This window comes from Mesorhizobium sp. CCNWLY176 (assembly GCF_037153935.1).
Lineage (GTDB): Bacteria > Pseudomonadota > Alphaproteobacteria > Rhizobiales > Rhizobiaceae > Mesorhizobium_M > Mesorhizobium_M zhangyense.
Genome location: NZ_JBBBDZ010000008.1, coordinates 1 through 25,668 on the forward strand (window position 1 = coordinate 1; position 25,668 = coordinate 25,668).

Below are 25,668 nucleotides of genomic sequence, written 5' to 3' on the forward strand. Positions count from 1 at the left end.
GCGATCTTGTTCGCGGTGATTGCACCCGCCGCGATCATGCCAGCCGTGATCGAGTTTGCCGCGATCTTCCCGGCCGTAATAGCACCGTCGACGATCAGTTCCGCGTTTGCGCGCCGGAAAAGCCCGACATAGCCGACGCGCCAGGTGCCGGTAATAGCTGACGGCAGGTTGACATCGACCTGCGCAAAAGCGGCACTGGTGACGTCCGGAATGGTGATGTTCGCGGCCAGACGCACATAGTCTGCGCCGGATTGATCGGCCGGGAACGTGATTGCTTGCGTCGAGACAAACCCGCCGCTCTTGTTGGTGAGGCGGACCCGGACCTGAATGATGCCGCTTGCCGATACCCGCTTTGCCACGCCGACAAGCAGGAACTGGTCACCGGGCGCGACTTTGATGAAGTTGGTGCTGCCTGCTGCAACTGCGGCAGCGCCGGTAACGGCCAGGGAATAGCGACCACTGAATGAGGTACCTGCGGACACATCGTCATCGACAATCGTCGCGTTGGCGCCGAGCGTCCACGCTGCACCCTGGTTCTCGAAAGATGGTTCGATTGCGAGATTTGTATAATCCGTCAGGATCATCTCACGGGCGGTGATCGTGCTGGCGACCAGCTTGTCGCCGGTAATGGTGCCCGCTGCGATCTTTGCGCCGGTAATCGAGCCTGCCTGGATTTTGACGGCGGTGATCGCGTTGGTCGCGATTTCTGTTGCAGTGACGGAGCCCGCCGCGATCTTGGCCGTGGTGACGGAGTTCGTAGCGAGCTTGTCAGCGATGATCGATCCATCGACGATCAGTTCCGCAGTCGACTTGCGACGAAGCACCAGCGCTGCGGCGCGAACGGCATTCGTGCTCGGCACATTGTTATACACAACGAAGCGGCCACGACGCGCCCCGGCGACTGCGGGGATATTCACCGCGACGTCGGTCATCGCCGTGTTTGTCGTATTGCCGACCGTATAGGAGTTGAGCAGCGTCAGCGCGCCGGCAGCATCGACAGAGAACGTCTGAAACACCAGCGTGACATTGCCGCCCGAAAGGTTCCAGATAGTGCCCTTGGCGTAATGCTCGACAGTGTCCTCGATCGGGATATACCCTGTCGTGACATAGGTTTGCGTTGCAGGCGTGTTCGGGACAGCAAGGAAGTTAAGCCCGGTCTGGCCGCTGGCCGATGCAACGAATGAGTAGCCCGTAGCCGTTCCGCTGTAGAACGCCGGATCAACCATATCGTAGTCGGGATAAATGTTGCTGTAGTCCTGAAGGAAAAGCTTGCTGGCGATGATCGACTGAGAGGCGATTTCTGTAGCACTTACAGCACCAGCCGCGATCTTGCCGGCAACGATAGAGCCAGCAAGGATCTTGTCGGATGTCACCGCATTGGTGGCGATCGAATTCGCAACGACCGCGCCGGCCGCTAGCTTGGGCGTCGAGATCGCCCCATCGCTGATCTGGGTCGACGTGATCTCACCAACAAGATCGCCGGCAGCCGTGGCGGCTGTGAAGCCTGCCGCGCCCGAAGGCGAGCCGGTATGGCGATAGAGCTTGCCGTCCGTCGTCAGGAACACCATACGCCCGGCGAAATTACCCGTCGCCGGCAAGGCAGGAAGTATCTCGACCGGACGAATGCCAGAAGCGAACTTCGAGATGGTAAGAGCGGCATCCTGTATCTTGGCGGCAGATACCGCCCCGGAAGCCAGGATCGCTTCAGTGACAGCGCCGACCTGAAGCTTTGCCGTCGAAACGGCCTCGGCTGCCAGTTTCAGTTCGGTGACCGCCTCATTCTCAAGCTTTGCCGCATCGATCGCCGCGTCCGCGATCTTGTTGCGGATGATGGCATTGTCGAAGATATCGACAGAGTTGATCAGCAGTTCGAGCGTGGTAACCGCCAGCCAATCCGACCAGAGGGTTTCGCGATCCGAGCGCGGCAAATACCGGCCCCGAACCTGATATGCCGTCAGCGGCAGAAGGTTTTGCGATATGAGGATCGCGCCCGCCTCGGGATTGTCTGTTCGGCCCCGATAATCGACGGCAAGATTGCTTGCTTTGCGAACCTCGAAGGCGACCGCTTCAACGTCGCGCTGATCACCGTCCCAAGCCAGGAGGATTGCCGGGCGTCGTTGCATGCCTGTGCTGTCAGTGATCGATGAAGCCGTGGCGAACCAGTCAATGATCGGCTGCGGAACGGGCCGGTTAACCTCCATCAGCTGCGGCTGGAGAAAGTTCAACGACGATAAACCGCCTGCGACCTCCACCCTCTCCGCATAGAAATTGCCCCACAAACAGATGCAGGCGACGCAGGCCTCCCAGAACTCGGCTGCCGACATGTCCGCGTTCGGGCTGTCGTGGAGCAAGCTGTAAAGGGTATGACTGTTGTCAGCACTTCTCCGGCCCTTATCATCCTTGCGGTAGACGCCGAGCGGGAGGGTGCCGATCGTCTCCGAAAGAAGCCGAACGCAAGCCCACACGGTCGCGAGTTGCATCGCGACGTTCGGCGTGATGGTCTTGATCTCCGGCCGGCTGGAAGTGTCTTCCGTCAACTTTGCCTGGTAACGGGAGCCTCCGAAGAGAAGGCTGCCGAACCAACCGTTCAGTCCGAACACGGCCATCAGACCACCATCGCATTCTTGATCAGATCGTCGATGTCCACGGGAACGCCTCCAAGTTCGTTGTCGGCCGCCCCGGTCGCCATCGCGATCGTGACGATACCGTCGATACGGCCCCTGCTCCGCTGCTTGTCGAAAGCGCGGTTGCCTTGGCCGTCACTGTCCAGAAACGCATTGCCGGCGCACATGTAGGTGACCGGCGAATTGTCGATCTCGATCGTCTCGGCAAGGATTCGATCTTCAAGCTTTTCGACCGAGCGCGGCATGCAGAGCGCGCGATCCTCGAATACGATGCGCTTGCCCTGGCCGTGAGCGACGAGCTTCAGCCCGACGCCCTCCGGTTCGCCCGGTCCCTTGTATCGCCAAACCGGGAAGCCGATGGCTTCACATGCCGCGATGAAGTCGGCGATGCCAGCGCTGTCGAACGCGAGGAACTCGACCTCGTGCTCGGCGCATACCTGTTTCACCTGTTCCGCAACGAACGTTTTGTCGATCACGGCGCCAGGAACCGCGGTGAAGTCGACTTTCGGATCGGCAGCCCACTCGACATACTTCGCGTTGTCGGCGAGCGCCCGCTCCTTCAAACCGCTCTGCGTGGTCCAGTACCAAGTCTTGACGGCGACTTTTTCGTCGTCGCCACCCCAAGCCGCCGACAGTGCTGTCAGGTCGTTCTTGTCCGAAAGGTCCAGCGAGAGCCAGCACTTACGGCCCTTCTGCCTGACGGGGTCAACTGGCACCTGCACGGCCGCCCAAGCCTGCTCGGCGATCCAGAAGTCAGTCGATCCAATCGGGATGCCGAAATAGAGCCGCTTGACCGAAAACGCGGTCGACAGCAGCACACGCGCCGTGTTGACCTCGCCGCGGATGTTTTCGATCGGGAAGGTCGTGCCGAGCGCCGGAAGGGCTTTCGGCCAGCAATTCTCATTATCGAAAACCGTCTCCCGGTCTTCCTTGTCTACGCGGGCGATGAAGGCGAATGCGCTGTCGTCGTCGACGTCACCCTTCACGACCCGCTGATAGTGTTCGCTATAGTCGGTACCGACGATCTGCGTCGATGCCGGCGTGTTGGTCCCGAGGATCATGATCGCGTCACCCGGCATCTTGGCGATGGCGCGCTTCCATGTCTCGATCGAGTCGTTTGCCTTGAACTCATGTATCTCGTCAGCGAGGATCGCCGTCGGTCGCGGCCCGGAGATGGATTCCCCGTTGGCCAGCGCCTGAAACTTTGATCCCGTGTCGAGGTGCTCGATCTTCCAGGCGTTGTCGCCCTCCCCGCGAATGACGACTTCGCCTCGGTTTTCAAGCGTGTCTTCGGCGTCTATTTCTTCGCCGTCCGCCGCCGGCACTGGCGCCCGGCACATGGCGACAGCATCCTTGAACAGCACATTCGCTGTCTTGCGGTCCTGGCCGATCGAGTAGACCTCGGATCGAGCAACGCCATAATACCCAAGCAGATACAGCCCGATCGCCGCCATCCACGGCGACTTGGCCTGTCCTTTCCCAGTCTCGACCCATGCCGATCGGAAGCGCATCCTACCGGTGGAAGTCCGCCAGCCGAAAAGACTGCCGGTGCAGAACACTTGCCAGGGCAGCAGGTTGAAGGGCCTGCCCTCGTGCGCACCCGCGGTGATGCTCAAGACCGCCGGCGGAAACCCGATCGCCCGAGACGCCATCTCCGGCCGCCAGTGAAGGCCACGGCCCGGAGCGTCGCGCAGATCCTTCAGATGGCGTTCGGCCGCAGCGATATGGTGTTCGCCTGCGACAATCCTTCCGGCTATGACGTCAGCCGCATACCGGCTCGTCGGGTCATTTTGAAACTGGTCGGATATAGGCGTCCGCCGCCCTTGGACTTTTCTTGCCACGAACCACCTTTGTCGCGTTGCCACGGCGAACCGGCGCAAGGCCGAGCTCGGTTTCGAGGGCTCGGATGGTCTCGCTGGCCTGCTTCATTACCGACCAGTATGGGTTCCACTGGCCGACCTTCGCCTTCTTGTTGGTCGGCTTCAGGATCGGGCCGTGCTCGGCAACGTGTCTCGAGGCGCGCTCGTACTGGACACGAAACTCCACCAGGCGACGGATCGAATGCCCGTTGGAGACCGAAAGCGTCACGGCGTCTTTCAGCTCGCGAATGACGATCCCCCACTCCTCGTGCGCCGCCGCAATGTCGAACTCGTCGGCATACAGCGACGCCCAGTCCGGCTCGCTCGGCGTGCCGTCACCGCCGGGAATTGCAGTCATTTCCATCGAATTTTCCGATCATCCCCCCCTTCCAAAATTGACCTCAGTGCGAACGCATGGGGGACGCGGGTCTCTGAGAGAACGGCTCTGGACTTTTGACCCGCCCCCCGTACGCTTGAATTCGACAACGCAAGGTCAATTGGTATGCATCCCAGCTTCGCACTGACGATCGAAACACTGCACCCGTCTTACGAGAAGCTTTTATCCATGACGCCTTGCCGCGACGGGGCGTTGCCGAGAGACATGCCCCAGAGCGGTGTCTATCTATTTAGCGAGGACAATCGCCATCTTTACATTGGTAGATCGAACGGCTTGCGTGCACGGTATGGCAGGCACTGTCTTCCTGGTGCCACGCATCGCATGGCGGCCTTTGCCTTTCGTCTTGCCCGAGAAGCAACCGGGCAGACTCGGGCATCGTATCGAAGTGACGCCAGTAGCCGTTCTGGGCTCATTTTGCAGACTGAGTTTGCGGAAGCGTTTAAGGGAGCCAAGGCGCGCATCAGGCGGATGGACTATCGTTTCGTCGAAGAGACCGATCAGACACGACAAGCGCTGCTTGAAATTTACTGCTCTGTCGTCTTGTCCACGCCGTATAACGACTTCGGCACACACTAGCGATTCCACGGATGATCCGGGTCGACCGGCCGACCGTGAATATCCGACCCGATCGCATAACCTCGTGCTTCCTCCTTCTGAATCAGCGCGTCATGATCGGTCTTGCAGACGCTTTCCGTGTTCTCCAGGCAGAAGAACAAGCTCTCGTCGCCCTTGTGCGGCGTCTTGTGGTTGACCACCGCGGCGCGCGGATGATGCCGGTTGCCGGTGATCAGTAGGCAGCCGCACCGCCGGCAGGTGAACAGGTCTCGCACCAGCGCCTGCCGACGGATACCGTGCGGACCACACCAGCGCTTGTCTCGGTAGAGTTTGCGATAGGCCTCTGCTTCTGGCCGGCGGAGGTGCGGGCGCTTGTCGGTCAGCGCCATGTGTGATTTCCTTTGATTGTTTTTTCAGACGTGAGGGCAACCATGGCAATCGACATCATTAGGAGTGGTTCATTCAGTGATGGGTTTGAAATTGGCTATCGCTCAATTCGCGGGACCGCAGCAGGAATGCCCGGAACCCCGGGTCAGCCAGGCACGCCAGGCCATCTGACCCCATTTTTGGTGGGCGTCAGAAGAGGCATCGAGATTGCCCTCGACAAACACATTCACGACCTCTCGATTAGCTCAATCCCAAGGCCCCATCTTGCCCTTCGCGAGCGACTGGGCGAAGCTCTCATGACGTGGGTTGGGGAGGATTGCCATGAGCTTGCGAACGATCGGCCTCGATGAGTTGAACAACTTCCAACTTGATGAAAAGGGCCGCCTCTATTGGAAAGGCGAGACTGTCATTCTGGAAAAGAAGGTCTCCTTGGAAACCTACCAGATTGTTCTTCTGACTCTCGGTACGGTGGGGGCGCTGCTCGCGGGTATCCACCCGTTCGGTCAATCGTTCGGCTGGTGGTGATCTGGCCGGCTGGACCGCACGCTTTCCCATGTTCGTACGCAACGGTGATGCACAATGGTAGGAACGCTTCAACCTGGCTGGGTGAAGGCCGGGATCGCCGCTGCCAAAGACAAAGATGCGCAAATTCCGTGCCCAGAGTGCAGTGCTAACCTCGAAATTTTTGATACTGCGGCGAACAACGCCTTATTTGAGCGTCACATGCGGTGTCTGAGGTGCGGGGCGTACAACTCACTTCGCATCGACGCATCTCGCCGGGATTGACCCGCTCGCTTCCCACCCCGGCTTAGCCTCGTCCGTCCGCCGTCCTGATTGCCGCCTGCAGGCCAATATGCTTTTCTGCAGCCATGCCAAAAATGACTAGCAAAATGGGTTACAAACAGCTCCTCGGGAGCGACATCACGCTGTTGTCGCGTGATCGGCTGCTAGTGGATAGAATCTAACGCATGGTACCCTCCCACGAACCGGTCCTTCCGGCTCGCGGTAGGTCGCCGGTGCCTTGCCCATCAGCAAAAATTCCGAATGCCGCGAGAGGGTGGAGGCTGTGTGGAAACGGGCTGATCTGGTAACGGTCCCACAAGGATAGGAGGTTTCGGAGAATGCTTAAGGTGCCCGCGGCTAGTGAGCTCGTCTATATCGGCCCACCGCCGGGCTGGGACCCCTCGTCAAGGCTTGCCTTTTATGGCGAAGAGGAAGCAGAGCAATACCATCACCAAAATGCCAACGTGCAGTTCAGGGTTAGAGACAAGAGCCGTGTCGCGTCCTGGGTTGAGAGATTCAAGCAATTCGGGCTGAACTATATCAATTTTGAAGGCGAGCTCAGCGCTGAACTTAGCACCCTTTTTCCCGAGATCGCTTTCGGCTTTTCGATGTTCGGCACCAAGTCGAGCTGCAAATCCTATGACGGGCCGCCCTGTAGGCTGGACTATATTTGGCTCGACAAGCATCCGATCTATTTCACGCGAGTCGATTTTCCGTCTTTGCGCTTCCTGTCAGCCCGGGCCGATGGCAGTGGCAAGCTTCGCGCGTTCATCGGCGACAACGCCTCGTTGGAACATCTGGGGATCATCGGCTATGATGAGGAGGTCGTGAACAGTTGTGGCAGCATTTGTTCCATCCAGATCGCCGACACAAAGATCGAAACTGTAAACCTGATGTCAGATAATCCAAATATCACGACAGCCTGGCTTCATAACTTGTCAGGGCTCTCCACTATCGCGTTCCTTGAGAAGTGGCCATTTTTGAAACATTTGAAGATTTTCTATTGCCCGAAAGTGACGGACTTCAGCCCTCTGCTCGCATTGCCAAATCTGGAAAAAGTCGAGGTTGTCACTAACAAGCCGCCGAAGGATCTGAGCTTGCTCCTCGAACTCCGGAAGCGCGGCGTAGAGATGGGCGGCGGCTTGCGATTGCGGGACAATAGCTGACCTGCGCAGGAAGTGCCTGCGGACTTCTATGCCATCTTGCCCTTTGCCAAGCCATGCGCGAAGCTCTCATGTCGAGGATTGGGGAGATTGGCATGCCGATCGTTCGCGTTGAGATCGCCAAGGGCGTTGCCTCGGTCGATCAGAAGAAAGCTGTCATCAAACGAATGACTGATGTGCTGGTCGAAGAGTTGGGACGGAACCCGGAATTCGTCTTCGTCGTGATCGACGAGATCGATACCGACAACTGGGGCCGCAAGGGCCTGTCGCTGACAGAGCTGTGGCAACAGGCCGAGGGCGAGAAACCCTAGTCCTTTCATGCCGCCGCCTTGTCGAGCCGCCATCAGAACCGACGCTCTCCAAGTTTGAGCCCGGCGGGACGACCACTTCCCTACGCTGCTGGAAATATCTGCTGCAGCACGACGGACTGTAATCCACCTGGTGAAATGAAAAGCGGCTGGGAGCCAAGCTTTCGCCTACTCACCAGCCGCAACACCCATGCGGCGTGGAGGATTACGCGCAACGGGCAATGCAAGATAATCCGGCGTCCGCAGAAGCTGCTATAGATTGTTGTGAACCTCTGTCAGTAATCGTGACTGAAAAATAACCGTGCGGCGGTTGACCTTAGCGCGATATTTTTTGTCCCATGCGCGCGCCGGGGGTACAATCCATACGAGGAACACATGAACTCTATGAAAATTCTACCGGCGCTCGGACTTTTTCTTATGGCCCTTGCCGGCTGCTCTGGTAGTCAGAGCGAAACGGCCGCACCAACGACAACCATGACGCAGCCGGCACCTATCGCACCTACCGCAGGCACTACGGCACAGACCGGTCCGGCGGGGACGGCTGCACCAATGGAATAAACCGTTGAAAGCGGCGGGGTCGACCATACTACCGGGCGGCGGGAGACATTCTGCCGCCGTCAGAGCCTGCACTGCGGCTATTCGCGCATCAGTTCTGGAAAACCCTGATGATCAAACCAATGCTCGCGGTCCTTCTCTAACGCTTCGCGCCCAACCAGCATCAGCGGGAGTACGCAGGGCTACCCATGTAAGCGTCTGGGCGCAAAGCACCCGGATACCGGGCTATCTGCATTGAAAATTACAATTTTCAACGCCAAGATATCCACCCAGTGCTTCTAGAAGACAGCAACCAATTGATATCATTTAGTAATACTGGCCAAGATTTTTTGATAAGGTTATCCATCGACAAGTGCCGGCATGAGCAGAATCGCTTTGCGGCCCAACTCAGAAAGCTCGTCTGCGCGTTCATTGCCAACGATGCCGACGTGGCCTTTCACCCATTCCAATGTGATCGGAACCAGCGTCAGCGCCTCGTCGAGCGCCTGCCATAACTCCAAGTTCTTGACGGTGCCAGCAGTTTGGCCCCGCTTCCAGTCCCAGCGCTTCCATTTGTGACGCCAATTGTTCGAGCCGTTCACGACGTACAGACTGTCCGAAAACAGCCGAAACGGCTCTACTAAGCCGCGATTGGCAAACCACCGCAACGCCATAAGCGCGGCCGTAAGTTCCATCGTTTGATTGGTGGCCTGAAGGTCGCCGCCGCACTCGGAATGGATCTCGGTTCCGTCTCGATAGACCGCGTAACCCCATCCGCCGATTCCGGGGTTCGGGTGGCAGGCGCCGTCAGCATAGATGACGAGACCCGGAGGCACGGCGCGCTCGTATCGCGGAAAATCCCGAGTTCGCTCTCGAAAAGTATTCTGTTGTGAAAGACTTTTCGGTGCCGAACGGGAACCAGCATCCCGCAGTTCCGACGATGAACTGCGGGGGACACTGGAACCAGTGAGAATCGTCTTCTCCATTCGCTGTAAGACGGGAAAGCACGCCGCACCTTTAGGCGGAAACTTGAATTTCGTACCGAGGAGTCGTTGCGCCAAATATGCCGCCTGGCGATCGGATTTCAACGAATCGACATCAAGCCCGCGTCTCTGCAGCCAAGACCGCAACACGGCCAACTCGTCGGGAAACTGGTAAGCATTGCCGTATCGCCCGATCATGCTACGCCTCCAGGCTGCTGGTCCCGGAAGTGTCGGGACTGCAGTTCAATCTGCACTGCGTCAAAGAAGGCGTTCAGTTCGGCCCGGATTGCGTCCGCTGGCATCCCGCGGGCGTCAAGTTCGGTGCGCAAATCAACGATGAGGTGTCGCCAGAACATCGATGCTTCATCGCCATGGATGCAGGTCAGCATCTCAGCCGTCCTGAGAACTAGGCTCCGACGCCGCGACAGGGGAAAGGCTATAATGCGATTTGGTGGACACCAGTTGAGTAGGGAAAGCTGATTCACGGAACTGCCCTCCTGCGTGTTTCCGGTTCAAGGCGATCTTGTTCTTTCTCTGGATCTATCTGGATAAAGGTTGGTGGATTAGTGTGACGAGCCTCGTCATCAACATAGGTGACGGGCCTCGTCATCGATTCAGTGACGAGCCTCGTCACCGATCGCTTCTTCTTTGGAACCGATTTCCCCTGTAGTTTTGCGGCTGAATTCTTTGCCACGATCACCGCATGAGCCCACTGGAAATCGAGCCTGATAATCAGGGATCGGGGGTCGGCGGCTTGTCCGAAGAGTGGGGCCAATGGCCCCTTCTTTTGCAGGTGGATCGCTCCAGCCCCGTGAAGCACACCGAGCCATTCGGACACACGCTCCGGAGCAGAGTTCAGACGCCTAGCAAGCTCCTTGCGCGAGGGCCACGCCATGCCCTTCTCTTCGTTGTAGTAGAATGCCGCTAGCGCCAATCCTGTCCGAATGGCGCCCGTCTTTGTTTTCAAGACGGGCGAAGAGACCAATGCCTCAAGCCACATAAACCGCAGCGCAGGAGCGGCCGTCACGCAGCCGCCCTCCCCTCTGGAAACGTCAGGACGTGAACGCGCTCGGCTGCACCGTCTATGACGTTCTCGACCGTCAGTAGGAGTTCGGTAAAGCCGTTTGAGATCCTCGCCCCGTCCATGGCATGGTGAAGCGCCTCGCAAAGTGCTGCAGCGCGATAAAGCTCGTCTCGAATGTCGCTGAGGACAGTCGGGTCGATTGAACGTGGGTTGCTCCACGTGATATGCTTCCTGTCGTTCATACTGATCTCCTCCTTGGAATCGATTGAACCGTGACGCGGGTCGGTGCCAGCCGATGCCGCGTCGTTTGCTTTCTGGATGGCAATCATGCAGCCACCTTCCCGATGGTCGCGCGCAAGCCAAGCTTTTCAGCCAGCGGTACAACCGGCACCATGATCCGGCCGCCGATCTTGATCGTCGGAATGTCGCCAGCCTTCGCGGCTTCATAAGCTGCGTTCCGCGCAAGCCCGAAAAACAGCCTACCGGCGTCGGGGACCGAGATAGTCGGTCGGGACAGTGCTTCGTTTAGGGTCATTGTCTATCCTCGTTATGTGCGTTTCGTGTGCACGAATGAGAATATGACGTGACGTTAAACTACTTGCAACACATTTGTGCGCACGATATGTACTTTTCCCGGAGTGTGTGCGAATGGCCCGGCCAAAACTTGGCAACAGCGAAACCGAACGCCTGCATGTGAAGATCACGGCGGACGAGATTAGAGCGATCGATGATTGGCGCTATGCGAATAGAGTGCCGTCGCGGTCGGAAGCCGTGCGCCGACTCGTTCAGATGGGTCTATCGCTCGACTATTTTGCCGGCAGTCAGGTCGCCAATCTGTCCCCGCTCCTTGAATTGGTCGACGAAAAACCAAGGTCGCCTAGCTCTGAGGATCTTAACAGGCTGCGCGCATTCCTTACCGACGCTCTCGTTACGATCAGTCGAGCAAGACGTTACGCGATGGACCCTAGAATTGAGACGATGCTTGAACGCGATGCCACTCTGAAGAAGCTTGCTATCGAAGGGGAGCAGGACGAATGAAAGGCCACGTCACCGAGCGCAGCCCCGGCAAATGGGCGATCGTCCTCGATATCTATGACGAGAAAGGCAAGCGTCGGCGGAAGTGGCACACCTTCCACACGACTTCGAAGCGGAAGGCTGAGGAAGAATGCTCGCGGCTGATCACGGCCATCAAGAGCGGCAACTACGTCGAGCCGACGAAGCAGACGATATCCGAGTACCTGAACGAATGGCTGAAGTTCGTGAAGCCGTCGGTCGCGCCGAAAACCCATGAACGCTATGCGGAGATCCTGCAGAAGGGCGTGGCTCCTCTCCTGGGCGACGTGACGCTCGCGAAGCTCAAGACTGACCGGATTGACGGCGCCTTCGCCAAGGCGCTCACGGAGGGCCGCCGGGATGGCAAGGGAGGGCTTTCGCCTCGCACGGTCCACCACATGCGGCGCGTGCTCATCAAGGCACTTAATCAGGCCGTGACCTGGGATCGCCTGACGAAGAACCCTGCTGTCGCCACTACCCCGCCCAAGCTCGAGCGCAAGAAGATGCTGGCCTACGACGCCAGCCAGACGGCAACGTTGATCGACGAATTGCGGCCGACGCGGATGTTCATCCCTACCCTGCTTGCGGTCATGTGCGGATTGCGCCGCGGCGAGGCCCTGGCATTGCGCTGGCGGAATGTCGATCTCGAAGGCAAGTCGATCGCTGTGATCGAGAGTGCCGAGCAGACGAAGGACGGTGTCCGCTACAAGGAGCCGAAATCCGGCAAGGCCAGAACCGTTGCCATGTCGTCGACTGTGGTCACGGAACTCAAGGCGCACCGTGCGCGGCAGGCAGAGGAACAGCTACGCCTCGGCGTTCGTCCGGAAGCGGAAAGCTTCGTTGTCGCCCAGGTGGACGGCAGCCCGCTACAGCCGCGTTCCCTGACGCACGAGTGGGTGCGGGTGATCGGAAAGACGTCCCTGCCCCGGATACGCTTCCATGACCTCAGACACACCCACGCCTCGCAGATGCTGTCTTCTGGCGTTCATCCGAAAATAGCGAGCGAGCGACTCGGCCACTCGACAATCGGGATCACCCTGGATCTATATTCCCATGTGATGCCCGGAATGCAGGCAGATGCAGCAGAACAGGTTGACGCAGCGATCCGGAGCGCGGTAAAGGCGAAGCCGTAAAAGGCGTTCGGTAGCAATTCGGTAGCAGCGACCTGATTTAAGGTTGGCAGAAAGCTGAAAAAGCTAATGAAATCAATCCTTGGAGGGATGGCCGAGCGGTTTAAGGCACCGGTCTTGAAAACCGGCGTGGGTGCAAGCTCACCGTGGGTTCGAATCCCACTCCCTCCGCCAATACGCCCGATTTCCGATCGCCCCGGCCAGTGACCACTTGACGCATGCGGACTTCGCACGCTAGGCCCGTGCGTCACTAAAGCTGAAAAGCGAAAGGCGCCGACAGATGGAAGTTTTCACGGCTGCGGGCTTTACCGCGCTGTTGCAGGTCATTGCCATCGATCTCGTGCTTGCCGGTGACAATGCGATCGTCATCGGCCTTGCGGCGGCGGGTTTGCCGGCTGAACAGCGCAAGCGCGCTATCCTGATCGGTGTCATCGCCGCAACCGTGCTTCGTATCGGATTTGCGGCCATCACGGTGAAACTCCTGGCCATCGTCGGACTGCTGCTTGCCGGCGGCATCCTCCTGCTGTGGGTGTGCTGGAAAATGTGGCGCGAGCTGCGCACATCGCATGCCGAAAGCGACGCGGCCAACGAAGCGCTATCCAATTCCGATCTCAACGCGGATGGCTCGGTTGCCAAGGGCGCGCCGCGCAAGACCTTGATGCAGGCAGCGATCCAGATCGTAATAGCCGACGTTTCCATGTCGCTGGACAACGTTCTGGCCGTTGCAGGTGCTGCGCGCGATCATTTCACCGTCCTCATCATCGGCCTGGTGCTTTCGATCGCGCTGATGGGCCTCGCCGCCAGCTTCATCGCCAGGGTGCTTCATCGCTACCCATGGATCGCCTATATCGGCCTTGCGATCATTTTCTATGTGGCGGTGGACATGATCTATCGCGGCTACTTGGAGGTATCGCCTCTCCTGCCGAATCCACTGTAGCGGCAAGCAACGGTCGGCACTGAAAATATCGGCGTCGCATGACGCCGATATCCATTCTGCAAAAACTGTGATATTGCGCCGCAACTTGTGAGCCTGATGCTGCCGGAGGCGGTCGGTGCAGGCTCTTTTGTCGTTTCAGCATGATTGCCATATGCCGGGCCTGCCCCATGATGGTTCTGCTGCAGAATTCGGAAATTTACCTATGTCAGCGCCCCGCGTCAGTTTTGTCAGCCTTGGATGCCCCAAAGCCCTTGTGGACTCCGAGCGCATCCTCACGCGGCTGCGCGCCGAGGGCTATGAGATTTCGCGCAAGCATGACGGCGCCGATCTGGTCGTCGTCAACACCTGCGGCTTTCTTGATTCCGCGCGCACCGAGTCGCTCGACGCCATCGGCACCGCGCTGAAGGAAAACGGCAAGGTCATCGTCACCGGCTGCATGGGCGCGACGCCCGAACTGATCCGCGAAAAGCACCCGAACGTGCTCGCCATCACCGGGCCGCAAGCCTATGAGAGCGTCATGGCGGCTGTTCATGAGGCGGCACCGCCCGCACATGATCCCTATGTCGACCTGCTGCCGCCGCAAGGCGTGAAGCTGACGCCGCGCCACTACGCCTATCTGAAGATTTCCGAAGGCTGCAACAACCGCTGCACCTTCTGCATCATCCCCGACCTGCGCGGCGATCTCGTGTCGCGGCCGGCCGCCGACGTGCTGCGCGAAGCAGAAAAGCTGGCCAAGGCCGGCGTCAAGGAAATCCTCGTCATCTCGCAGGATACGAGCGCCTATGGCATCGACATCAAATACCAGACCAGCACCTTCCAGGATCGCGAAGTCCGGGCAAAGTTTCTCGATCTGTCGAAGGAGCTTGGCGATCTCGGCATCTGGGTGCGCATGCATTATGTCTACCCCTACCCGCATGTCGCCGATGTCATTCCGCTGATGGCCGAGGGAAAAATCCTTCCCTATCTCGACATCCCTTTCCAGCACGCCTCGCCGCAGGTGTTGAAGAACATGCGCCGGCCGGCCCATGGCGAAAAGACGCTCGATCGCATCCGCGGCTGGCGCGAGGTCTGCCCCGATCTTGCCGTGCGCTCGACCTTCATAGTCGGCTTTCCCGGCGAGACGGACGAGGATTTCGAGATGCTGCTCGACTGGCTCGACGAAGCCAAGATCGACCGCGCCGGCTGCTTCAAATATGAGCCGGTCAAAGGCGCACGCTCTAACGACCTTGGCCTGGAACAGGTGCCGGAAGAGGTCAAGGACGCGCGCTGGCACCGCTTCATGCAGCGCCAGCAGAAGATTTCGGCAACGCAACTGCAAAAGAAGATCGGCAAGCGCCTGCCCGTCATCATCGACGAAGCCAACGGCACGTCGGCCAAGGGCCGGACCAAATACGATGCGCCCGAGATCGACGGCTCGGTCCATATCCAGTCACGCCGTCCACTGCGCGCCGGCGATATCGTCACGGTCAAGGTCGACAGCGCCGACGCCTATGATCTCTACGGCTCGGCCGTCTGAGACGTCGTCAGCTTCTCAACTCTTGTAACGAAAAAGGGCGCCGTGAGGCGCCCTTCCCTTATCCGATATCGGCCTGCGCCGTTATTGCGGCAGCTTGTCGTCAACGCCCTTGACGTAGAAGTTGAGGCCGAGAAGCGTGCCGTTGTCGGCAACTTCGCCAGCCTTCAGCCACTCGGTGCCGTCCTGCTTGGTGATCGGGCCGGTATAGGGGTTGAACTCGCCGGACTTGATCTTGGCTTCGGTCTCCTCGGCCAGCTTCTTCACGTCGTCGGGCATGTTGGTGTAGGGCGCCATGACGACGTTGCCTTCCTTCATGCCGTCCCACACGTCCTGCTGCTTCCAGGTGCCGTCGATGACCGACTTGATCTGATGAATGTAGTACGGACCCCAGTCGTCGACGATCGAGGTCAGCTGCGTGTCCTTGCCGAAGGCGATCATGTCGGACGCCTGGCCGAAGGCCTTGATGCCGCGTTCGGCGGCAACCTGCATCGGCGCGGTCGAATCGGTATGCTGCGTGATGATGTCCGCGCCCTGGTCGATCAGCGCCTTGGCAGCGTCGGCTTCCTTGCCGGGATCGAACCAGGTGTTGGCCCACACGACCTTGACCTTGAAATCGGGATTGACCGACTGCGCGCCGAGCATGAAGGCGTTGATGCCGAGCACCACTTCCGGGATCGGGAACGAAGCGATGTAGCCGGCGACGCCAGCCTTGGACATCTTGGCGGCGATCACGCCCTGCACGTAGCGGCCTTCATGGAACTTCGAATTGTAGGTCGAGACGTTCGGGTGCTCACGCTTGTAGCCGGTGGCGTGCTCGAACTTCACGTCAGGGAATTTGCCCGCGACCTTGTTGGTTGCATCCATGTAGCCGAACGAGGTCGTGAAGATGATGTTGCAGCCCGAGCGCGCGAAACGTTCGATGGCCCGCTCTGCATCCGCGCCTTCCGGCACGCTTTCGAGATAGGCGGTTTCGAGCTGGTCGCCCAGTTCCTTCTCCGCCTGCAGGACGCCTTGGTGATGCTGATAGGACCAGCCGAAGTCACCGATCGGCCCGACATAGATGAAGCAGGCCTTGGTCTTGGCTTCCGCTGCCATGGTGCCAAACGACAGCACTGCGGCTGCCGCGGCGATCGACAGAATGGTTTTTCTCATTGAGTTCATCCTCTTAAGGTTGCCTGGGGCAATACCCGTTTTTTATAGTTAGCGATCAGGCACAAACGGCCGCCCCAAAGAAGCCGGTGTGTTTACCATCGTCAGTCGCCGGTTCCTTGAGATTAGAACAAGAACGACGATGGTTGCCAGATAGGGAAGCGAAGAAAGTAGCTGCGAAGGGACACCTATCCCCAAGGCTTGCGCGTGGAGCTGGCCGATCGTCACCGCACCGAACAGATAGGCGCCCGCCAGCACCCGCCATGGCCGCCAGGAGGCGAAGACCACCAGCGCCAGCGCGATCCAGCCCCGCCCCGCCGTCATGTTCTCCACCCATTGCGGTGTATAGACGATCGAGAGATAGCCGCCGGCAAGACCCGCGCAGGCACCGCCGAACATCACCGCGAGATAGCGGATCAGGACGACGTTGATGCCGAGCGCATGGGCGGACGCATGGTTGTCTCCAACCGAGCGCAAGGTCAGGCCGGCGCGGGTGCGGAAGAGAAAATAGGCAACGCCGGCGGTGAGCAGGATCGACAGGTAGAATATCGGATCCTGACCGAAGAACAGCTTTCCGACGAGCGGAATATCGGTCAGCACCGGAATGTAGACATTGACGAGCTTTACGCCGGGAAAGCCGACGAAACCCTCGCCGAGCATGCCCGAAAGCCCAAGCCCCAGCAGCGTCAGCGCGAGACCCGTTGCGACCTGGTTGGTGACCAGCGTCAGGGTCAGGAAAGCAAACAGCAGCGAAAACAATGCGCCGACGACGATCGCCGCCAGAAAGCCGAGCCATGGCGAGCCGGTCGCAAGGGCGGCGGCGAAACCGGTGACGGCGCCCATCACCATCATGCCTTCGACGCCGAGATTGAGCACGCCGGAGCGCTCGACGACCAGCTCTCCGACCGCTGCGATCAGCAGCGGCGTTGCGGCTGTTGCGATGGTGATCAGGATGGCTTCAAGCATTCCCATGGGAAACCTCCGCCTTGCTCAGTGCTGAACGAACGATGCGGATGCGATAGTGGATGAGCGTGTCGCAGCCGAGCACGAAGAACAGCAGCATGCCCTGGAAAGCGCGCACGACCTTGTCGGAAACACCAATCGAAATCTGCGCCGCCTCGCCGCCGAGATAAGACAGTGCCAGCACCAGCCCAGCCGCAACGATGCCGAGCGGGTTGAGGCGGCCAAGGAAGGCGACGATGATCGCGGCAAAACCGTAGCCCGGCGAAATGGTCGGGCGAAGCTGGCCGATCGCCCCTGACACTTCGGAAATGCCCGCGAGACCGGCCAGCGCTCCAGACACGATGAAGGCGAAGAACACCATTTTAGACGCCGAGAAGCCAGCAAAGCGCCCTGCCCGTGGGCTTTGTCCCAAAACCTTGACCTCGAAGCCACGCAGGGTTTTCGACAGCATAAACCAGACAAGGAGCGCGGCAACGAGCGCGAAGACAAAACCCCAATGCGCCCGGCCGGAGTCCGGCCAGATCTCCGGCAGGATGGCGTATTCGTGGAAATTGCGCGTTTCGGGAAAATTCATGCCGGCGGGATTGCGCCAAGGGCCGCGCACCATCCAGTCGAGGAACAGCTGCGCGACATAGACGAGCATCAGGCTGGTCAGGATTTCATTGGTGTTGAAGCGCGTCTTGAGCAGCGCCGGGATTGCCGCATATGCCGCGCCGCCGACCATGCCCATGATCAGCATCAGCGGCAGCACGATCCATGATTGGAAGTCAGGGTACATCACCGGCAGGATCGAGCCGGCCATCGCACCGATGATGAACTGGCCCTCGGCGCCGATATTCCAGTTGTTCGACAGGAAGCAGACGGAAAGCCCGACCGCGATCAGGATCAGTGGCGCTGCCTTCACCGCCAGCTCATGCAGCGACCACATTTCACGCAGCGGATCGATGAAATAGTAGTAAAGCGCGTCCACCGGATTCTTGCCGAGAAGCGAGAACATGATCGCGCCGGCAATCAGCGTCAGCGCCAGCGCGAAGAACGGCGACAGCGCGCTGTAGAGCGCGGATTGCTGCGGCCGTTTGACGAGTTCGATGCGCATCACGCCACCTCCGCCACGGGTTCGACATGGCCGGGCTCGGAGCCGCCCATCAGCAAGCCGATCTTTTCCAGCGTCGCCTCGGCTATCGGCAGCGGCTTCGACAATTCACCATTGTGCATGACGGCGATCGAGTCGGAGATTTCGAACAGTTCGTCGAGGTCCTGGCTGATAACGAGCACGGCCGAACCGCTGCGGGCAAGCTCGATCAGCGCCTGGCGAATGCGTGCGGCCGCACCGGCGTCGACACCCCAGGTCGGCTGGTTGACCACCATCACCGCCGGCTGGCGGTCGAGTTCCCGGCCGATGATGAATTTTTGCAGATTGCCACCGGACAGTGCCGCGGCCTCTGGATCGGGCGCGCTCTTGCGAACGTCCATGGCTTCGATGATGCGCTGTGCGGCTTTCACGATCGCGGAGCCCTGCACCAGCCCGAAGCTGCCCAGGAACGCCTTGCGATCGGTGGCATAGCGCGACAGCAGCAGATTCTCGGAAAGCTTCATGCGAGGTGCGGCACCATGCCCAAGCCGCTCCTCAGGCACGAAGGCGGCGCCCAGCATCCGGCGTCCGGTAATCGACAGATGGCCGGCATCCTTGTCACGAATGCGGACGGTGACCGCGTCCGGCTGCGTTGCCTCGCCCGAAACGGCCTCGAAAAACTCGCCCTGCCCGTTGCCGGCCACACCGGCGATACCGATGACCTCACCGGCTTTGACGGAGAGGTTGATGTTGCGCAGCGGGATAGAGAAAGGCGTCGCCGGCTTGCGTGTCAGATTGCGAATTTCGAGAAGGGTTGCCGCCTTGCCCGCGCCCTCAGCCGGCGGGCGGACGACCGACAGTACTTCGCTGCCGACCATCATGCGCGCAAGCGAGGACGCGGTCTCCTTGCGGGGGTCGCAATGGCCGACCACCTTGCCATGCCGCAGCACGGTTGCGCGGTCGCACATGCGTTTGACCTCTTCCAGCCGGTGCGAAATGTAGAGGATCGATTTGCCCTCGGCGCGCAGACGCTCGAGCGTCTCGAACAGCTTGTCCGCCTCCTGCGGCGTCAGCACGGAGGTCGGCTCGTCCAGAATGATGAGTTCCGGCGTCTGCAACAAGCAGCGGATGATCTCGATGCGCTGGCGTTCGCCGACGGAAAGGTCGCCGACGAGCGAATAGGGATCGAGCGGCAGGCCGTAGCTGTAGGACAGCGCTTTGGCCTTCGCCGCGATGGTGGCGATCGGCGTCTCGTCGTCCAGCGATAGCGCGATATTTTCAGCGGCGGTCAGCGCATCGAACAGTGAAAAATGCTGGAAAACCATGCCGATGCCAAGTTTTCTTGCGGCATGCGGGTTGGCAATGCGCACCGGCTCGCCATTCCAGCGGATTTCGCCGGCATTCGGCTCCAGCGAGCCGAACAGCATCTTCACGAGCGTCGATTTGCCGGCGCCGTTCTCGCCCAGCAGTGCGTGAATCTCGCCTTTTCCGACGGTGAGGTCGATGCCGTCGCACGCTTTCAGCGTGCCAAAGATTTTGGTCAGGCCGCGCACCTCGAGCAGGTTCGCGCCATGCGTCTCAAGGGTTGCTATCACAACGCCCCCATTGATGATTATTCTTTTATGTTCCCACGAGTATCGTAGGCGCGTGCGACGCACAACGCAAAGCGGCGCTGAACTTGAAAGAGCTTCAAGAATTTCAGGGGGATATCAGGGGATAAGGATGCTCGTTCCCGTCGTGCGCCGACCTTCCAGATCGGCATGCGCCTTGGCGGCATCCTTCAGCGCGTAGCGCTGGTTTATCTTGATGTCGACCACATCGCTCGAAACCACCTCGAACAAGGCTGCTGCCGACGCTTCAAGATCCTCGCGCTTGGCAATGTAGGTGAACAGCGTTGGCCGCGTAGCGTAGAGCGAGCCCTTTTGCGAAAGCAGCGCCATGTTGAAAGGCGGGATTGGTCCCGACGATTGGCCGAAGCTGACGAACATGCCGCGCGGACGCAGGCAGTCGAGCGAGCCGGGAAACGTGTCCTTGCCGACCGAATCGTAGACGACATCGCAGAGCTTGCCGCCGGTGATTTCCCTAACCTTCGCGACAAAGTCGTCGTCGCGGTAGTTGATAACGTGGTCGAAGCCATTTGCCTTGGCCAGAGCGATCTTGTCGGCAGAGCCCGCCGTGCCGATGACGGTGGCGCCGAGATGCTTTGCCCATTGGCCGAAAATGAGGCCGACGCCGCCGGCGGCAGCGTGATAAAGTACCGTGTCGCCGGCTTTCACCGGGAAGGTGCGGCGCAGCAGATATTCAGCCGTCATGCCCTTCAGCATCATCGCCGCCGCCTGCTCGTCACTCACCCCGTCAGGGATTTTGACGAGCTTTTCCGCCGGGATAACGCGCTCTTCGCAATAAGCGCCGAAGGGGGTCGAGTAGGCGATGCGGTCGCCTTTCTTCAGGCCTTCGACCCCATCGCCCGTTTCCAGCACCACGCCGGCCGCCTCGCCGCCGGGGATCAAAGGCAGTCCGGCCGGCGCCGGGTAGAGTCCGCTGCGGTAATAGGTGTCGAGGAAATTAAGGCCGATAGCGGTATGCCGGATCAGCACCTGCCCCGCGCCCGGTTTGCCGGCGGGAGCATCGTCATAAGTCAGGACTTCCGGCCCGCCATGGGCATGGACTCGAATGGCTTTGGACATGATCAGGCTTTCTTGGCACCGAGATTGGGAAAGAATTGCATGACGCCGCCGATGAAGAACAGATAGGCGCCCGTGACAGCAATGCCGATCTTCACCCACTCGCTGGCGTGCATGGTCTGCGCCAGTGCGATCGCGCCGAAAGCACACCAGCCGAGAAAGACGGCAAGGTTGAGGTCACGCATGCGTTGAACGCGCACTGGGTGCAGGAAGTTCATCGGCACGAATGTCATGATCGCAGCGATCACCACCACGGCGAACGACACCCATTCGCCCGGCTCGATGACGAACAGCGTGAAGACGAGCATGTTCCAGACGACCGGGAACCCCTTGAAGAAGTTCTCCTTCGTCTTCATGCCCGTATCGGCATAGTAGATGGCGCTGGAAACGACGATCAGCGCCGCTGAGATGAACGACAGATTGTCGCCCATGAAGCCGCGCTGGTAGAGCGCGAAGGCGGGTATCAGCACATAGGTGACGTAGTCGATGATGTTGTCGAGAAGTTCGCCAGACCATGTCGGCAGCACTTCCTTGACCTCGAGCTTGCGCGCGATCGGCCCGTCGATGCCGTCGACGAAAAGCGCCAGCCCCAGCCACCAGAACATGGCCGTCCAACGCCCCTCGCTTGCCGCGACCAGCGACAGAAAGGCCAGGAACGAGCCGGATGCAGTGAGTAGGTGGACGGAAAAGGCCTTCGCTTGCGGCCAGGTGACTTTTTTTCGTTTCACGGGCCGCGCCAGTCCAATTTGCAGATTTCGGCCGAACGGCCGGCGAAATTCCAGTTGCGGCCAAAGGCCCGCATCTTACTCTTGTCGGACTTCGCCACGATAATTTCCGGCGCGATCCAGTATTCTGAATTGGTTATCACCGTGTCGCCATCCCGGTTCTTGCCGGGGATAGGCGTCACGGCGCCGTCGATGATCCTGGGAATCTGGAAGATTCGCGTCTTGTCCTGCGTCTCGTAGGCAATCGGCACCTGCTCGACGCCGAGAAACTTTCCGACGAGGATCGACAGCAGCGAAGTCGTGCCGCCGGCCTTGCCGGTGAAAATCTTGGTGAAAGCTTTCGTGGCGTAGATCGACGCACGCTGGTCGACGAACAGCCCGGCCGTCCAGTTGCCACGGCTCATATAGCCGGGAATCTCCATAATCAACCCGAGGTTGAGGCCTGAGAGATCGACGTCGCCATAATGACCGGCATCGACGCGAAAGCCTGCCCATGTCTGGCAATAGCCTTCCGTCGGCGGATGACCGCCCAGCGACAGTACGCAAGGGCAAAAAACCGTGCAATTGCAGGAGAGTACAAGCTCTCCTTTCATTGCCCAGCTTTGGTCGGCCATGGAACGTCCCCTTCCCGGTCAGGCGGAACTTACAAGAAGCGCCACAGCCCAGACAAGCAGTATCGCACCCGCGAGGCGCGTTGGAAAACGCTTTGTCCCTTGTTTTTCAACCACGGTAAACACCGCGATCAAGGCCATCCAGAACAAATTCATCGTGCCAACCGCAAACATAACCAGCATCAGCGCCCAGCAGCAGCCCAGGCACCAGACACCCTGCTCCATGCCGAGCCTGAATATCTGCACTGGCTTCACGCTCCAGCGGGCGAAAAGAATCGAGAAAGGGTTGCGGCATTTCTTCAGGCAGGCCTCTTTCAGGCTGCTGAATTGATAGAGCCCGGCAATGCCCAGCGCCAAAGCACCGGCGATGCCACGAATGGGATTTAGCGGCTGAGTGCTGGCTGCCAGCGCATGAACGGCAAGCGTCAGGCCAGCGAACAGAGCCGATGCGGCAAGCCAGACGATGAGATAACCGGCGACCAGAACCAGGGGATGAACAACCGGCTCCCGCTTCTGCCGCGCGGTGTCGGCAATCTCGCAATAAGTGCGGATCATGGGTGCTGCAGAAGGCAGCATCATCGCCAGCGCCATCAGGAACCACATCAGCGTAAGTGCCGCATAGGCGGTCAATCCCGCTCCATCCAGTGGCGCGGGTGTCATGCAAAGCGCGAAAAACCGTTCGACAATGTCCGGCAGAGAAATGTCGGGCAGCATCCGCAGGAAACGATCGCCCGGCGCTGCACTGCCCGGATCGCGGCTCTCGGCGCTACGAACGGCCATGGCCGCAATCACCAGCCAGGACAGAACAACGCCGGCGGCAATCACGCCGTAAACCGCCCAGCGCGGACTTTTCGCGACAGTTGCAGCCGCGCGCCCTGCCCGGTCGAGATGGTCGAACCCGTCCTGATTGGTGCTCATGGCAAAGCGATGGGCTGAATCGCCACGTTGATCAAGCCTGATGCGCTGCTCTATATGAAAACGTCCGGCACGTTGCCGGCAGCGCACAATTTAGCCGGATCGCAGCCTTGAACCGAACAGATCACGTCAATGTCGTCGTTGCGGGCACCGGACCCGCTGGATTGATCGCGGCACTTGCCTTTGCCCATGCAGGCTTTGCCGTAAGCCTCGTCGGCCCCGCCGTCAGCGGCAAGGACCGCCGCACCACAGCCTTGATGACGCCGGCACTGAAATTCCTCGACACGCTTGGCATCACGGCTGCAATCGAGCCGAAGGCAGCACCCCTGCGCATCATGCGCATTATCGACGCGACGCGCCGTTTGATCAGAAGTCCGATCGTCACCTTTCACGCCAGCGAGATCGGCGAACCGCTTTTCGGGCTGAACATACCCAATCGCGACCTCAACGAGGCGCTTGAACACGCCGTTACGAACCATGCCGGCATTGCCTGGCACCACGCGCTGGTCGAGCGCTGGCAGATTGGCGCTGATACTGTGCTGGCCATCCTGTCCGACGGGACGGAAATATCGGCAAAACTGGCTGTCGCCGCCGATGGCCGCACGTCGCCTGCCCGCGAAGCCGCAGGCATTTCCACCTCAACACAAGCCTATCCGCAGGCCGCCCTGGTGATCAATTTCGGCCATACGCGCGGCCACGCCAACACTTCGACCGAATTCCACACCGAGACTGGCCCCTTCACGCAGGTTCCCCTGCCCGACGACCGCTCGAGCCTGGTCTGGGTCGTGGAGCCCGAAAGGGCTGAACAACTTGCGGCACTCGATGACGAAGCGCTGTCCGTCCGAGTCGAAGAGCGCATGCAGTCGATGCTTGGCCGGGTTTCGGTCGAGCCGGGCCGCCAGATCTATCCGCTCTCGGCGACGCTGCCGAAGCGGTTCGCGCAAAATCGCGTGGCGTTGGTCGGAGAGGCTGCGCATGTCTTCCCGCCGATCGGCGCACAGGGCCTCAATCTCGGCATCAGGGATATCCAGCAACTCATTGAGATTGCATCGATTCACCGCGAAGACCCCGGCTCAGCCGATGCGCTCTCGTCCTACGACGTAAAACGTCGGCCAGATATCCTGGCCCGCTCAGGCGCTGTCAGCCTGCTCAACCAGTCGCTGCTGTCGAATATCATTCCGGCGCAATTGCTGCGCAGTGCCGGCCTTGGCATCCTTGGCAGCTTCGCGCCCCTCCGCACGCTGTTCATGCGCGAGGGGCTGCGCCCCGGAAGCGGTCTTTCTTCTCTCGCGTCTTCGCTACGGGAACAGATCCGGCGGTAGCATCCCTGTCTTGATCATGTAGAGCAGCGCCGTCACCGTCCCCACGGACAGGCAGGTCGTGATCAGCACGCTGGCCGAAGCGCGCTCTACCCAGGTGTTGTACTGCTGTGCGATGACGAAGACGTTGGTGGCTGTCGGCAGCGCCGCAAGCAGGACCGCCGAGAACAGCCATACCTCGGAAAAATTCCCGACCCAGCTCAGAACGACGTAGCAGATCAACGGATGCAGGATCAGCTTGAGCGCGGTGATCGGTGCGATTTCGGTCGGAACCCGCTTCAACGGCCTCAACGCCAGCGTCACGCCCATCGCAAACAGCGCGCAAGGTGCCGCGGCGCGTGACAAATAGTCAAGAAAGCGCTCGATCGGCATCGGCGGGCGAAACTCGGCGTAAGCGGCGGCCACGCCGATGATGGTCGAGATGATGAATGGATGCAGCAGGATTTTCTTGACTACCCCGAACGCCAGTTGCAGCGGCGGAACCTTCTCGCTGCCGGCCAGCGCCATCATCATCGGCGCGACGGCGAAGTGGATGGTGTTTTCAAAGCAGAAGATCAGCGCGACAGGCACTGCTGCTTCCTCGCCGAAGGCCAGCAGCGCGATGCCCGGTCCCATATAGCCGATATTCCCGTAGCAGGCGGCCAGCCCCTTGATCGTCGCTTCCGCGATCTTTCCGCGCGAAAGGATCAGCGATCCGACGAACATCAGGGAGAAAACAAGGTAGGTCGAAAAGACCGAGCCGAAGATGTAGCTCCATTCGGTCAGCTTTTCGACAGGCGTCTTTGCCAGAAGCTGAAAGAACAGCGCTGGCAGCGCGACATAGATGATGAAAGTGTTCATCCAGCCGAGCGCCTCAATGGGCTGGCGCGTTATCCGCGCCACCAGAAAACCCATGAAGATCAGCCCGAAAAAGGGCAGAACCAGACCGATGACATCCGACATGATGATTGCTTATCCGAAACTCAGGCCCGCGCTAA

General features: G+C 59.8%; 26 protein-coding genes and 1 tRNA gene. 9 read left to right on the forward strand and 18 right to left on the reverse strand.

All coding sequences use genetic code 11. The features are described 5' to 3' along the window. From WBQ96_RS14625 to WBQ96_RS14640, 4 genes are all read right to left on the reverse strand, one after another. A partial coding sequence (locus WBQ96_RS14625; protein ID WP_336551021.1) for a phage portal protein occupies window positions 1-2,606 on the reverse strand: 2,606 nt, incomplete at its 3' end. After that, entirely contained in the window at window positions 2,606-4,276 is a 1,671-nt protein-coding gene (locus WBQ96_RS14630; protein WP_336551022.1) for a terminase large subunit, read from the reverse strand. The genes WBQ96_RS14625 and WBQ96_RS14630, both read right to left, overlap by 1 nt. 133 nt (window positions 4,277-4,409) lie before the next feature. Further along, window positions 4,410-4,847, reverse strand: a complete 438-nt coding sequence (locus WBQ96_RS14635; RefSeq protein ID WP_336551023.1) for a P27 family phage terminase small subunit — start codon at window positions 4,845-4,847, stop codon at window positions 4,410-4,412. Between the two features lie 605 nt (window positions 4,848-5,452). Continuing rightward, the gene (locus WBQ96_RS14640) at window positions 5,453-5,824 is read right to left on the reverse strand and encodes a hypothetical protein (RefSeq protein WP_336551024.1); all 372 of its coding nucleotides are present in this window, start codon (window positions 5,822-5,824) and stop codon (window positions 5,453-5,455) included. A 319-nt stretch (window positions 5,825-6,143) separates the two neighbouring features. Between WBQ96_RS14640 and WBQ96_RS14645 the strand changes: the two genes are divergently transcribed. From WBQ96_RS14645 to WBQ96_RS14655, 3 genes are all read left to right on the forward strand, one after another. Next, on the forward strand, window positions 6,144-6,347 hold the full coding sequence (locus WBQ96_RS14645; RefSeq protein WP_336551025.1) for a hypothetical protein: 204 nt from the start codon (window positions 6,144-6,146) through the stop codon (window positions 6,345-6,347). Window positions 6,348-6,943: 596 nt separating this feature from the next. Continuing rightward, the gene (locus WBQ96_RS14650; protein ID WP_336551026.1) at window positions 6,944-7,771 is read left to right on the forward strand and encodes a hypothetical protein; all 828 of its coding nucleotides are present in this window, start codon (window positions 6,944-6,946) and stop codon (window positions 7,769-7,771) included. Window positions 7,772-7,863: 92 nt separating this feature from the next. Continuing rightward, on the forward strand, window positions 7,864-8,079 hold the full coding sequence (locus WBQ96_RS14655; protein WP_336551027.1) for a tautomerase family protein: 216 nt from the start codon (window positions 7,864-7,866) through the stop codon (window positions 8,077-8,079). An 890-nt stretch (window positions 8,080-8,969) separates the two neighbouring features. Here the strand turns inward: WBQ96_RS14655 and WBQ96_RS14660 are convergent. The 5 genes from WBQ96_RS14660 to WBQ96_RS14680 all read right to left on the reverse strand — a co-directional run bounded on the left by WBQ96_RS14660 (window position 8,970) and on the right by WBQ96_RS14680 (window position 11,152). Beyond that, complete coding sequence (locus WBQ96_RS14660) at window positions 8,970-9,791, reverse strand: ribonuclease H family protein (RefSeq protein WP_336551029.1); 822 nt, start codon at window positions 9,789-9,791, stop codon at window positions 8,970-8,972. Next, entirely contained in the window at window positions 9,788-10,078 is a 291-nt protein-coding gene (locus WBQ96_RS14665) for a DUF6074 family protein (protein ID WP_336551031.1), read from the reverse strand. Before WBQ96_RS14665 ends, WBQ96_RS14660 begins: the two co-directional genes overlap by 4 nt. Then, a complete protein-coding gene (locus WBQ96_RS14670; RefSeq protein ID WP_336551033.1) occupies window positions 10,075-10,620 on the reverse strand; it encodes a hypothetical protein in 546 nt (181 codons plus the stop codon). The genes WBQ96_RS14665 and WBQ96_RS14670 overlap by 4 nt, the downstream gene beginning before the upstream one ends. Then, the gene (locus WBQ96_RS14675) at window positions 10,617-10,859 is read right to left on the reverse strand and encodes a hypothetical protein (protein WP_336551035.1); all 243 of its coding nucleotides are present in this window, start codon (window positions 10,857-10,859) and stop codon (window positions 10,617-10,619) included. Before WBQ96_RS14675 ends, WBQ96_RS14670 begins: the two co-directional genes overlap by 4 nt. A gap of 83 nt (window positions 10,860-10,942) precedes the next feature. Continuing rightward, window positions 10,943-11,152, reverse strand: coding sequence for a DNA-binding protein (locus WBQ96_RS14680; RefSeq protein ID WP_336551037.1), 210 nt, complete (start codon window positions 11,150-11,152; stop codon window positions 10,943-10,945). Window positions 11,153-11,265: 113 nt separating this feature from the next. Here WBQ96_RS14680 and WBQ96_RS14685 point away from each other — a divergent pair, with 113 nt between their 5' ends. The 5 genes from WBQ96_RS14685 (at window position 11,266) to rimO (ending at window position 15,253) form a co-directional block, all read left to right on the forward strand. Further along, complete coding sequence (locus WBQ96_RS14685; RefSeq protein ID WP_336551039.1) at window positions 11,266-11,655, forward strand: hypothetical protein; 390 nt, start codon at window positions 11,266-11,268, stop codon at window positions 11,653-11,655. Then, window positions 11,652-12,803: a site-specific integrase gene (locus WBQ96_RS14690; protein WP_336551041.1), complete on the forward strand. Its 1,152-nt coding sequence runs from the start codon at window positions 11,652-11,654 to the stop codon at window positions 12,801-12,803. The genes WBQ96_RS14685 and WBQ96_RS14690 overlap by 4 nt, the downstream gene beginning before the upstream one ends. An 81-nt stretch (window positions 12,804-12,884) precedes the next feature. Then, window positions 12,885-12,974 (forward strand) — tRNA-Ser (locus tag WBQ96_RS14695). A gap of 106 nt (window positions 12,975-13,080) precedes the next feature. Then, on the forward strand, window positions 13,081-13,737 hold the full coding sequence (locus tag WBQ96_RS14700) for a TerC family protein (protein ID WP_336551043.1): 657 nt from the start codon (window positions 13,081-13,083) through the stop codon (window positions 13,735-13,737). A gap of 202 nt (window positions 13,738-13,939) precedes the next feature. Beyond that, complete coding sequence (gene rimO / locus WBQ96_RS14705; protein ID WP_336551045.1) at window positions 13,940-15,253, forward strand: 30S ribosomal protein S12 methylthiotransferase RimO; 1,314 nt, start codon at window positions 13,940-13,942, stop codon at window positions 15,251-15,253. 81 nt (window positions 15,254-15,334) lie between these two features. Here the strand turns inward: rimO and WBQ96_RS14710 are convergent, their stop codons facing one another. From WBQ96_RS14710 to WBQ96_RS14745, 8 genes are all read right to left on the reverse strand, one after another. After that, entirely contained in the window at window positions 15,335-16,405 is a 1,071-nt protein-coding gene (locus tag WBQ96_RS14710) for a BMP family ABC transporter substrate-binding protein (protein ID WP_336551046.1), read from the reverse strand. Between the two features lie 48 nt (window positions 16,406-16,453). Beyond that, complete coding sequence (locus tag WBQ96_RS14715) at window positions 16,454-17,374, reverse strand: ABC transporter permease (RefSeq protein WP_336551048.1); 921 nt, start codon at window positions 17,372-17,374, stop codon at window positions 16,454-16,456. Further along, on the reverse strand, window positions 17,361-18,461 hold the full coding sequence (locus tag WBQ96_RS14720) for an ABC transporter permease (RefSeq protein ID WP_336551050.1): 1,101 nt from the start codon (window positions 18,459-18,461) through the stop codon (window positions 17,361-17,363). The genes WBQ96_RS14715 and WBQ96_RS14720 overlap by 14 nt, the downstream gene beginning before the upstream one ends. Continuing rightward, window positions 18,461-20,032, reverse strand: coding sequence for an ABC transporter ATP-binding protein (locus tag WBQ96_RS14725; RefSeq protein ID WP_336551053.1), 1,572 nt, complete (start codon window positions 20,030-20,032; stop codon window positions 18,461-18,463). The genes WBQ96_RS14720 and WBQ96_RS14725 overlap by 1 nt, the downstream gene beginning before the upstream one ends. Window positions 20,033-20,146: 114 nt before the next feature. Further along, window positions 20,147-21,124, reverse strand: coding sequence for a quinone oxidoreductase family protein (locus tag WBQ96_RS14730; protein ID WP_165113891.1), 978 nt, complete (start codon window positions 21,122-21,124; stop codon window positions 20,147-20,149). 2 nt (window positions 21,125-21,126) lie between these two features. Beyond that, on the reverse strand, window positions 21,127-21,873 hold the full coding sequence (pcsA, locus tag WBQ96_RS14735; protein WP_442920840.1) for a phosphatidylcholine synthase: 747 nt from the start codon (window positions 21,871-21,873) through the stop codon (window positions 21,127-21,129). Continuing rightward, window positions 21,846-22,460 carry a DUF1326 domain-containing protein gene (locus tag WBQ96_RS14740; protein WP_336551058.1) on the reverse strand — a complete coding sequence of 205 codons (615 nt, stop codon included), beginning with the start codon at window positions 22,458-22,460 and terminating at the stop codon, window positions 21,846-21,848. The genes pcsA and WBQ96_RS14740 overlap by 28 nt, the downstream gene beginning before the upstream one ends. Window positions 22,461-22,478: 18 nt before the next feature. Beyond that, entirely contained in the window at window positions 22,479-23,375 is an 897-nt protein-coding gene (locus tag WBQ96_RS14745) for a DUF2182 domain-containing protein (RefSeq protein WP_336551060.1), read from the reverse strand. 107 nt (window positions 23,376-23,482) lie between these two features. Between WBQ96_RS14745 and WBQ96_RS14750 the strand changes: the two genes are divergently transcribed. Then, on the forward strand, window positions 23,483-24,694 hold the full coding sequence (locus WBQ96_RS14750) for a UbiH/UbiF family hydroxylase (RefSeq protein ID WP_336551062.1): 1,212 nt from the start codon (window positions 23,483-23,485) through the stop codon (window positions 24,692-24,694). Here WBQ96_RS14750 and WBQ96_RS14755 read toward each other — a convergent pair. After that, a complete protein-coding gene (locus WBQ96_RS14755; RefSeq protein ID WP_336551064.1) occupies window positions 24,671-25,633 on the reverse strand; it encodes an AEC family transporter in 963 nt (320 codons plus the stop codon). The genes WBQ96_RS14750 and WBQ96_RS14755 overlap by 24 nt on opposite strands. Window positions 25,634-25,668 lie beyond the last annotated feature (35 nt).

Bases quoted from the DNA above. Each gene is read 5' to 3' on its own strand.
- WBQ96_RS14640 (WP_336551024.1), bottom strand. From the start codon at position 5,824: ATGGCGCTGACCGACAAGCGCCCGCACCTCCGCCGGCCAGAAGCAGAG.
- WBQ96_RS14675 (WP_336551035.1), bottom strand. From the start codon at position 10,859: ATGAACGACAGGAAGCATATCACGTGGAGCAACCCACGTTCAATCGAC.
- WBQ96_RS14650 (WP_336551026.1), top strand. From the start codon at position 6,944: ATGCTTAAGGTGCCCGCGGCTAGTGAGCTCGTCTATATCGGCCCACCG.
- WBQ96_RS14680 (WP_336551037.1), bottom strand. From the start codon at position 11,152: ATGACCCTAAACGAAGCACTGTCCCGACCGACTATCTCGGTCCCCGAC.
- WBQ96_RS14720 (WP_336551050.1), bottom strand. From the start codon at position 18,461: ATGCGCATCGAACTCGTCAAACGGCCGCAGCAATCCGCGCTCTACAGC.
- WBQ96_RS14635 (WP_336551023.1), bottom strand. From the start codon at position 4,847: ATGGAAATGACTGCAATTCCCGGCGGTGACGGCACGCCGAGCGAGCCG.
- WBQ96_RS14730 (WP_165113891.1), bottom strand. From the start codon at position 21,124: ATGTCCAAAGCCATTCGAGTCCATGCCCATGGCGGGCCGGAAGTCCTG.
- WBQ96_RS14700 (WP_336551043.1), top strand. From the start codon at position 13,081: ATGGAAGTTTTCACGGCTGCGGGCTTTACCGCGCTGTTGCAGGTCATT.
- WBQ96_RS14745 (WP_336551060.1), bottom strand. From the start codon at position 23,375: ATGAGCACCAATCAGGACGGGTTCGACCATCTCGACCGGGCAGGGCGC.
- WBQ96_RS14630 (WP_336551022.1), bottom strand. From the start codon at position 4,276: ATGGCGTCTCGGGCGATCGGGTTTCCGCCGGCGGTCTTGAGCATCACC.
- WBQ96_RS14715 (WP_336551048.1), bottom strand. From the start codon at position 17,374: ATGGGAATGCTTGAAGCCATCCTGATCACCATCGCAACAGCCGCAACG.
- WBQ96_RS14755 (WP_336551064.1), bottom strand. From the start codon at position 25,633: ATGTCGGATGTCATCGGTCTGGTTCTGCCCTTTTTCGGGCTGATCTTC.
- WBQ96_RS14645 (WP_336551025.1), top strand. From the start codon at position 6,144: ATGAGCTTGCGAACGATCGGCCTCGATGAGTTGAACAACTTCCAACTT.
- WBQ96_RS14685 (WP_336551039.1), top strand. From the start codon at position 11,266: ATGGCCCGGCCAAAACTTGGCAACAGCGAAACCGAACGCCTGCATGTG.
- WBQ96_RS14660 (WP_336551029.1), bottom strand. From the start codon at position 9,791: ATGATCGGGCGATACGGCAATGCTTACCAGTTTCCCGACGAGTTGGCC.
- WBQ96_RS14690 (WP_336551041.1), top strand. From the start codon at position 11,652: ATGAAAGGCCACGTCACCGAGCGCAGCCCCGGCAAATGGGCGATCGTC.
- rimO (WP_336551045.1), top strand. From the start codon at position 13,940: ATGTCAGCGCCCCGCGTCAGTTTTGTCAGCCTTGGATGCCCCAAAGCC.
- WBQ96_RS14710 (WP_336551046.1), bottom strand. From the start codon at position 16,405: ATGAGAAAAACCATTCTGTCGATCGCCGCGGCAGCCGCAGTGCTGTCG.
- WBQ96_RS14740 (WP_336551058.1), bottom strand. From the start codon at position 22,460: ATGGCCGACCAAAGCTGGGCAATGAAAGGAGAGCTTGTACTCTCCTGC.
- WBQ96_RS14655 (WP_336551027.1), top strand. From the start codon at position 7,864: ATGCCGATCGTTCGCGTTGAGATCGCCAAGGGCGTTGCCTCGGTCGAT.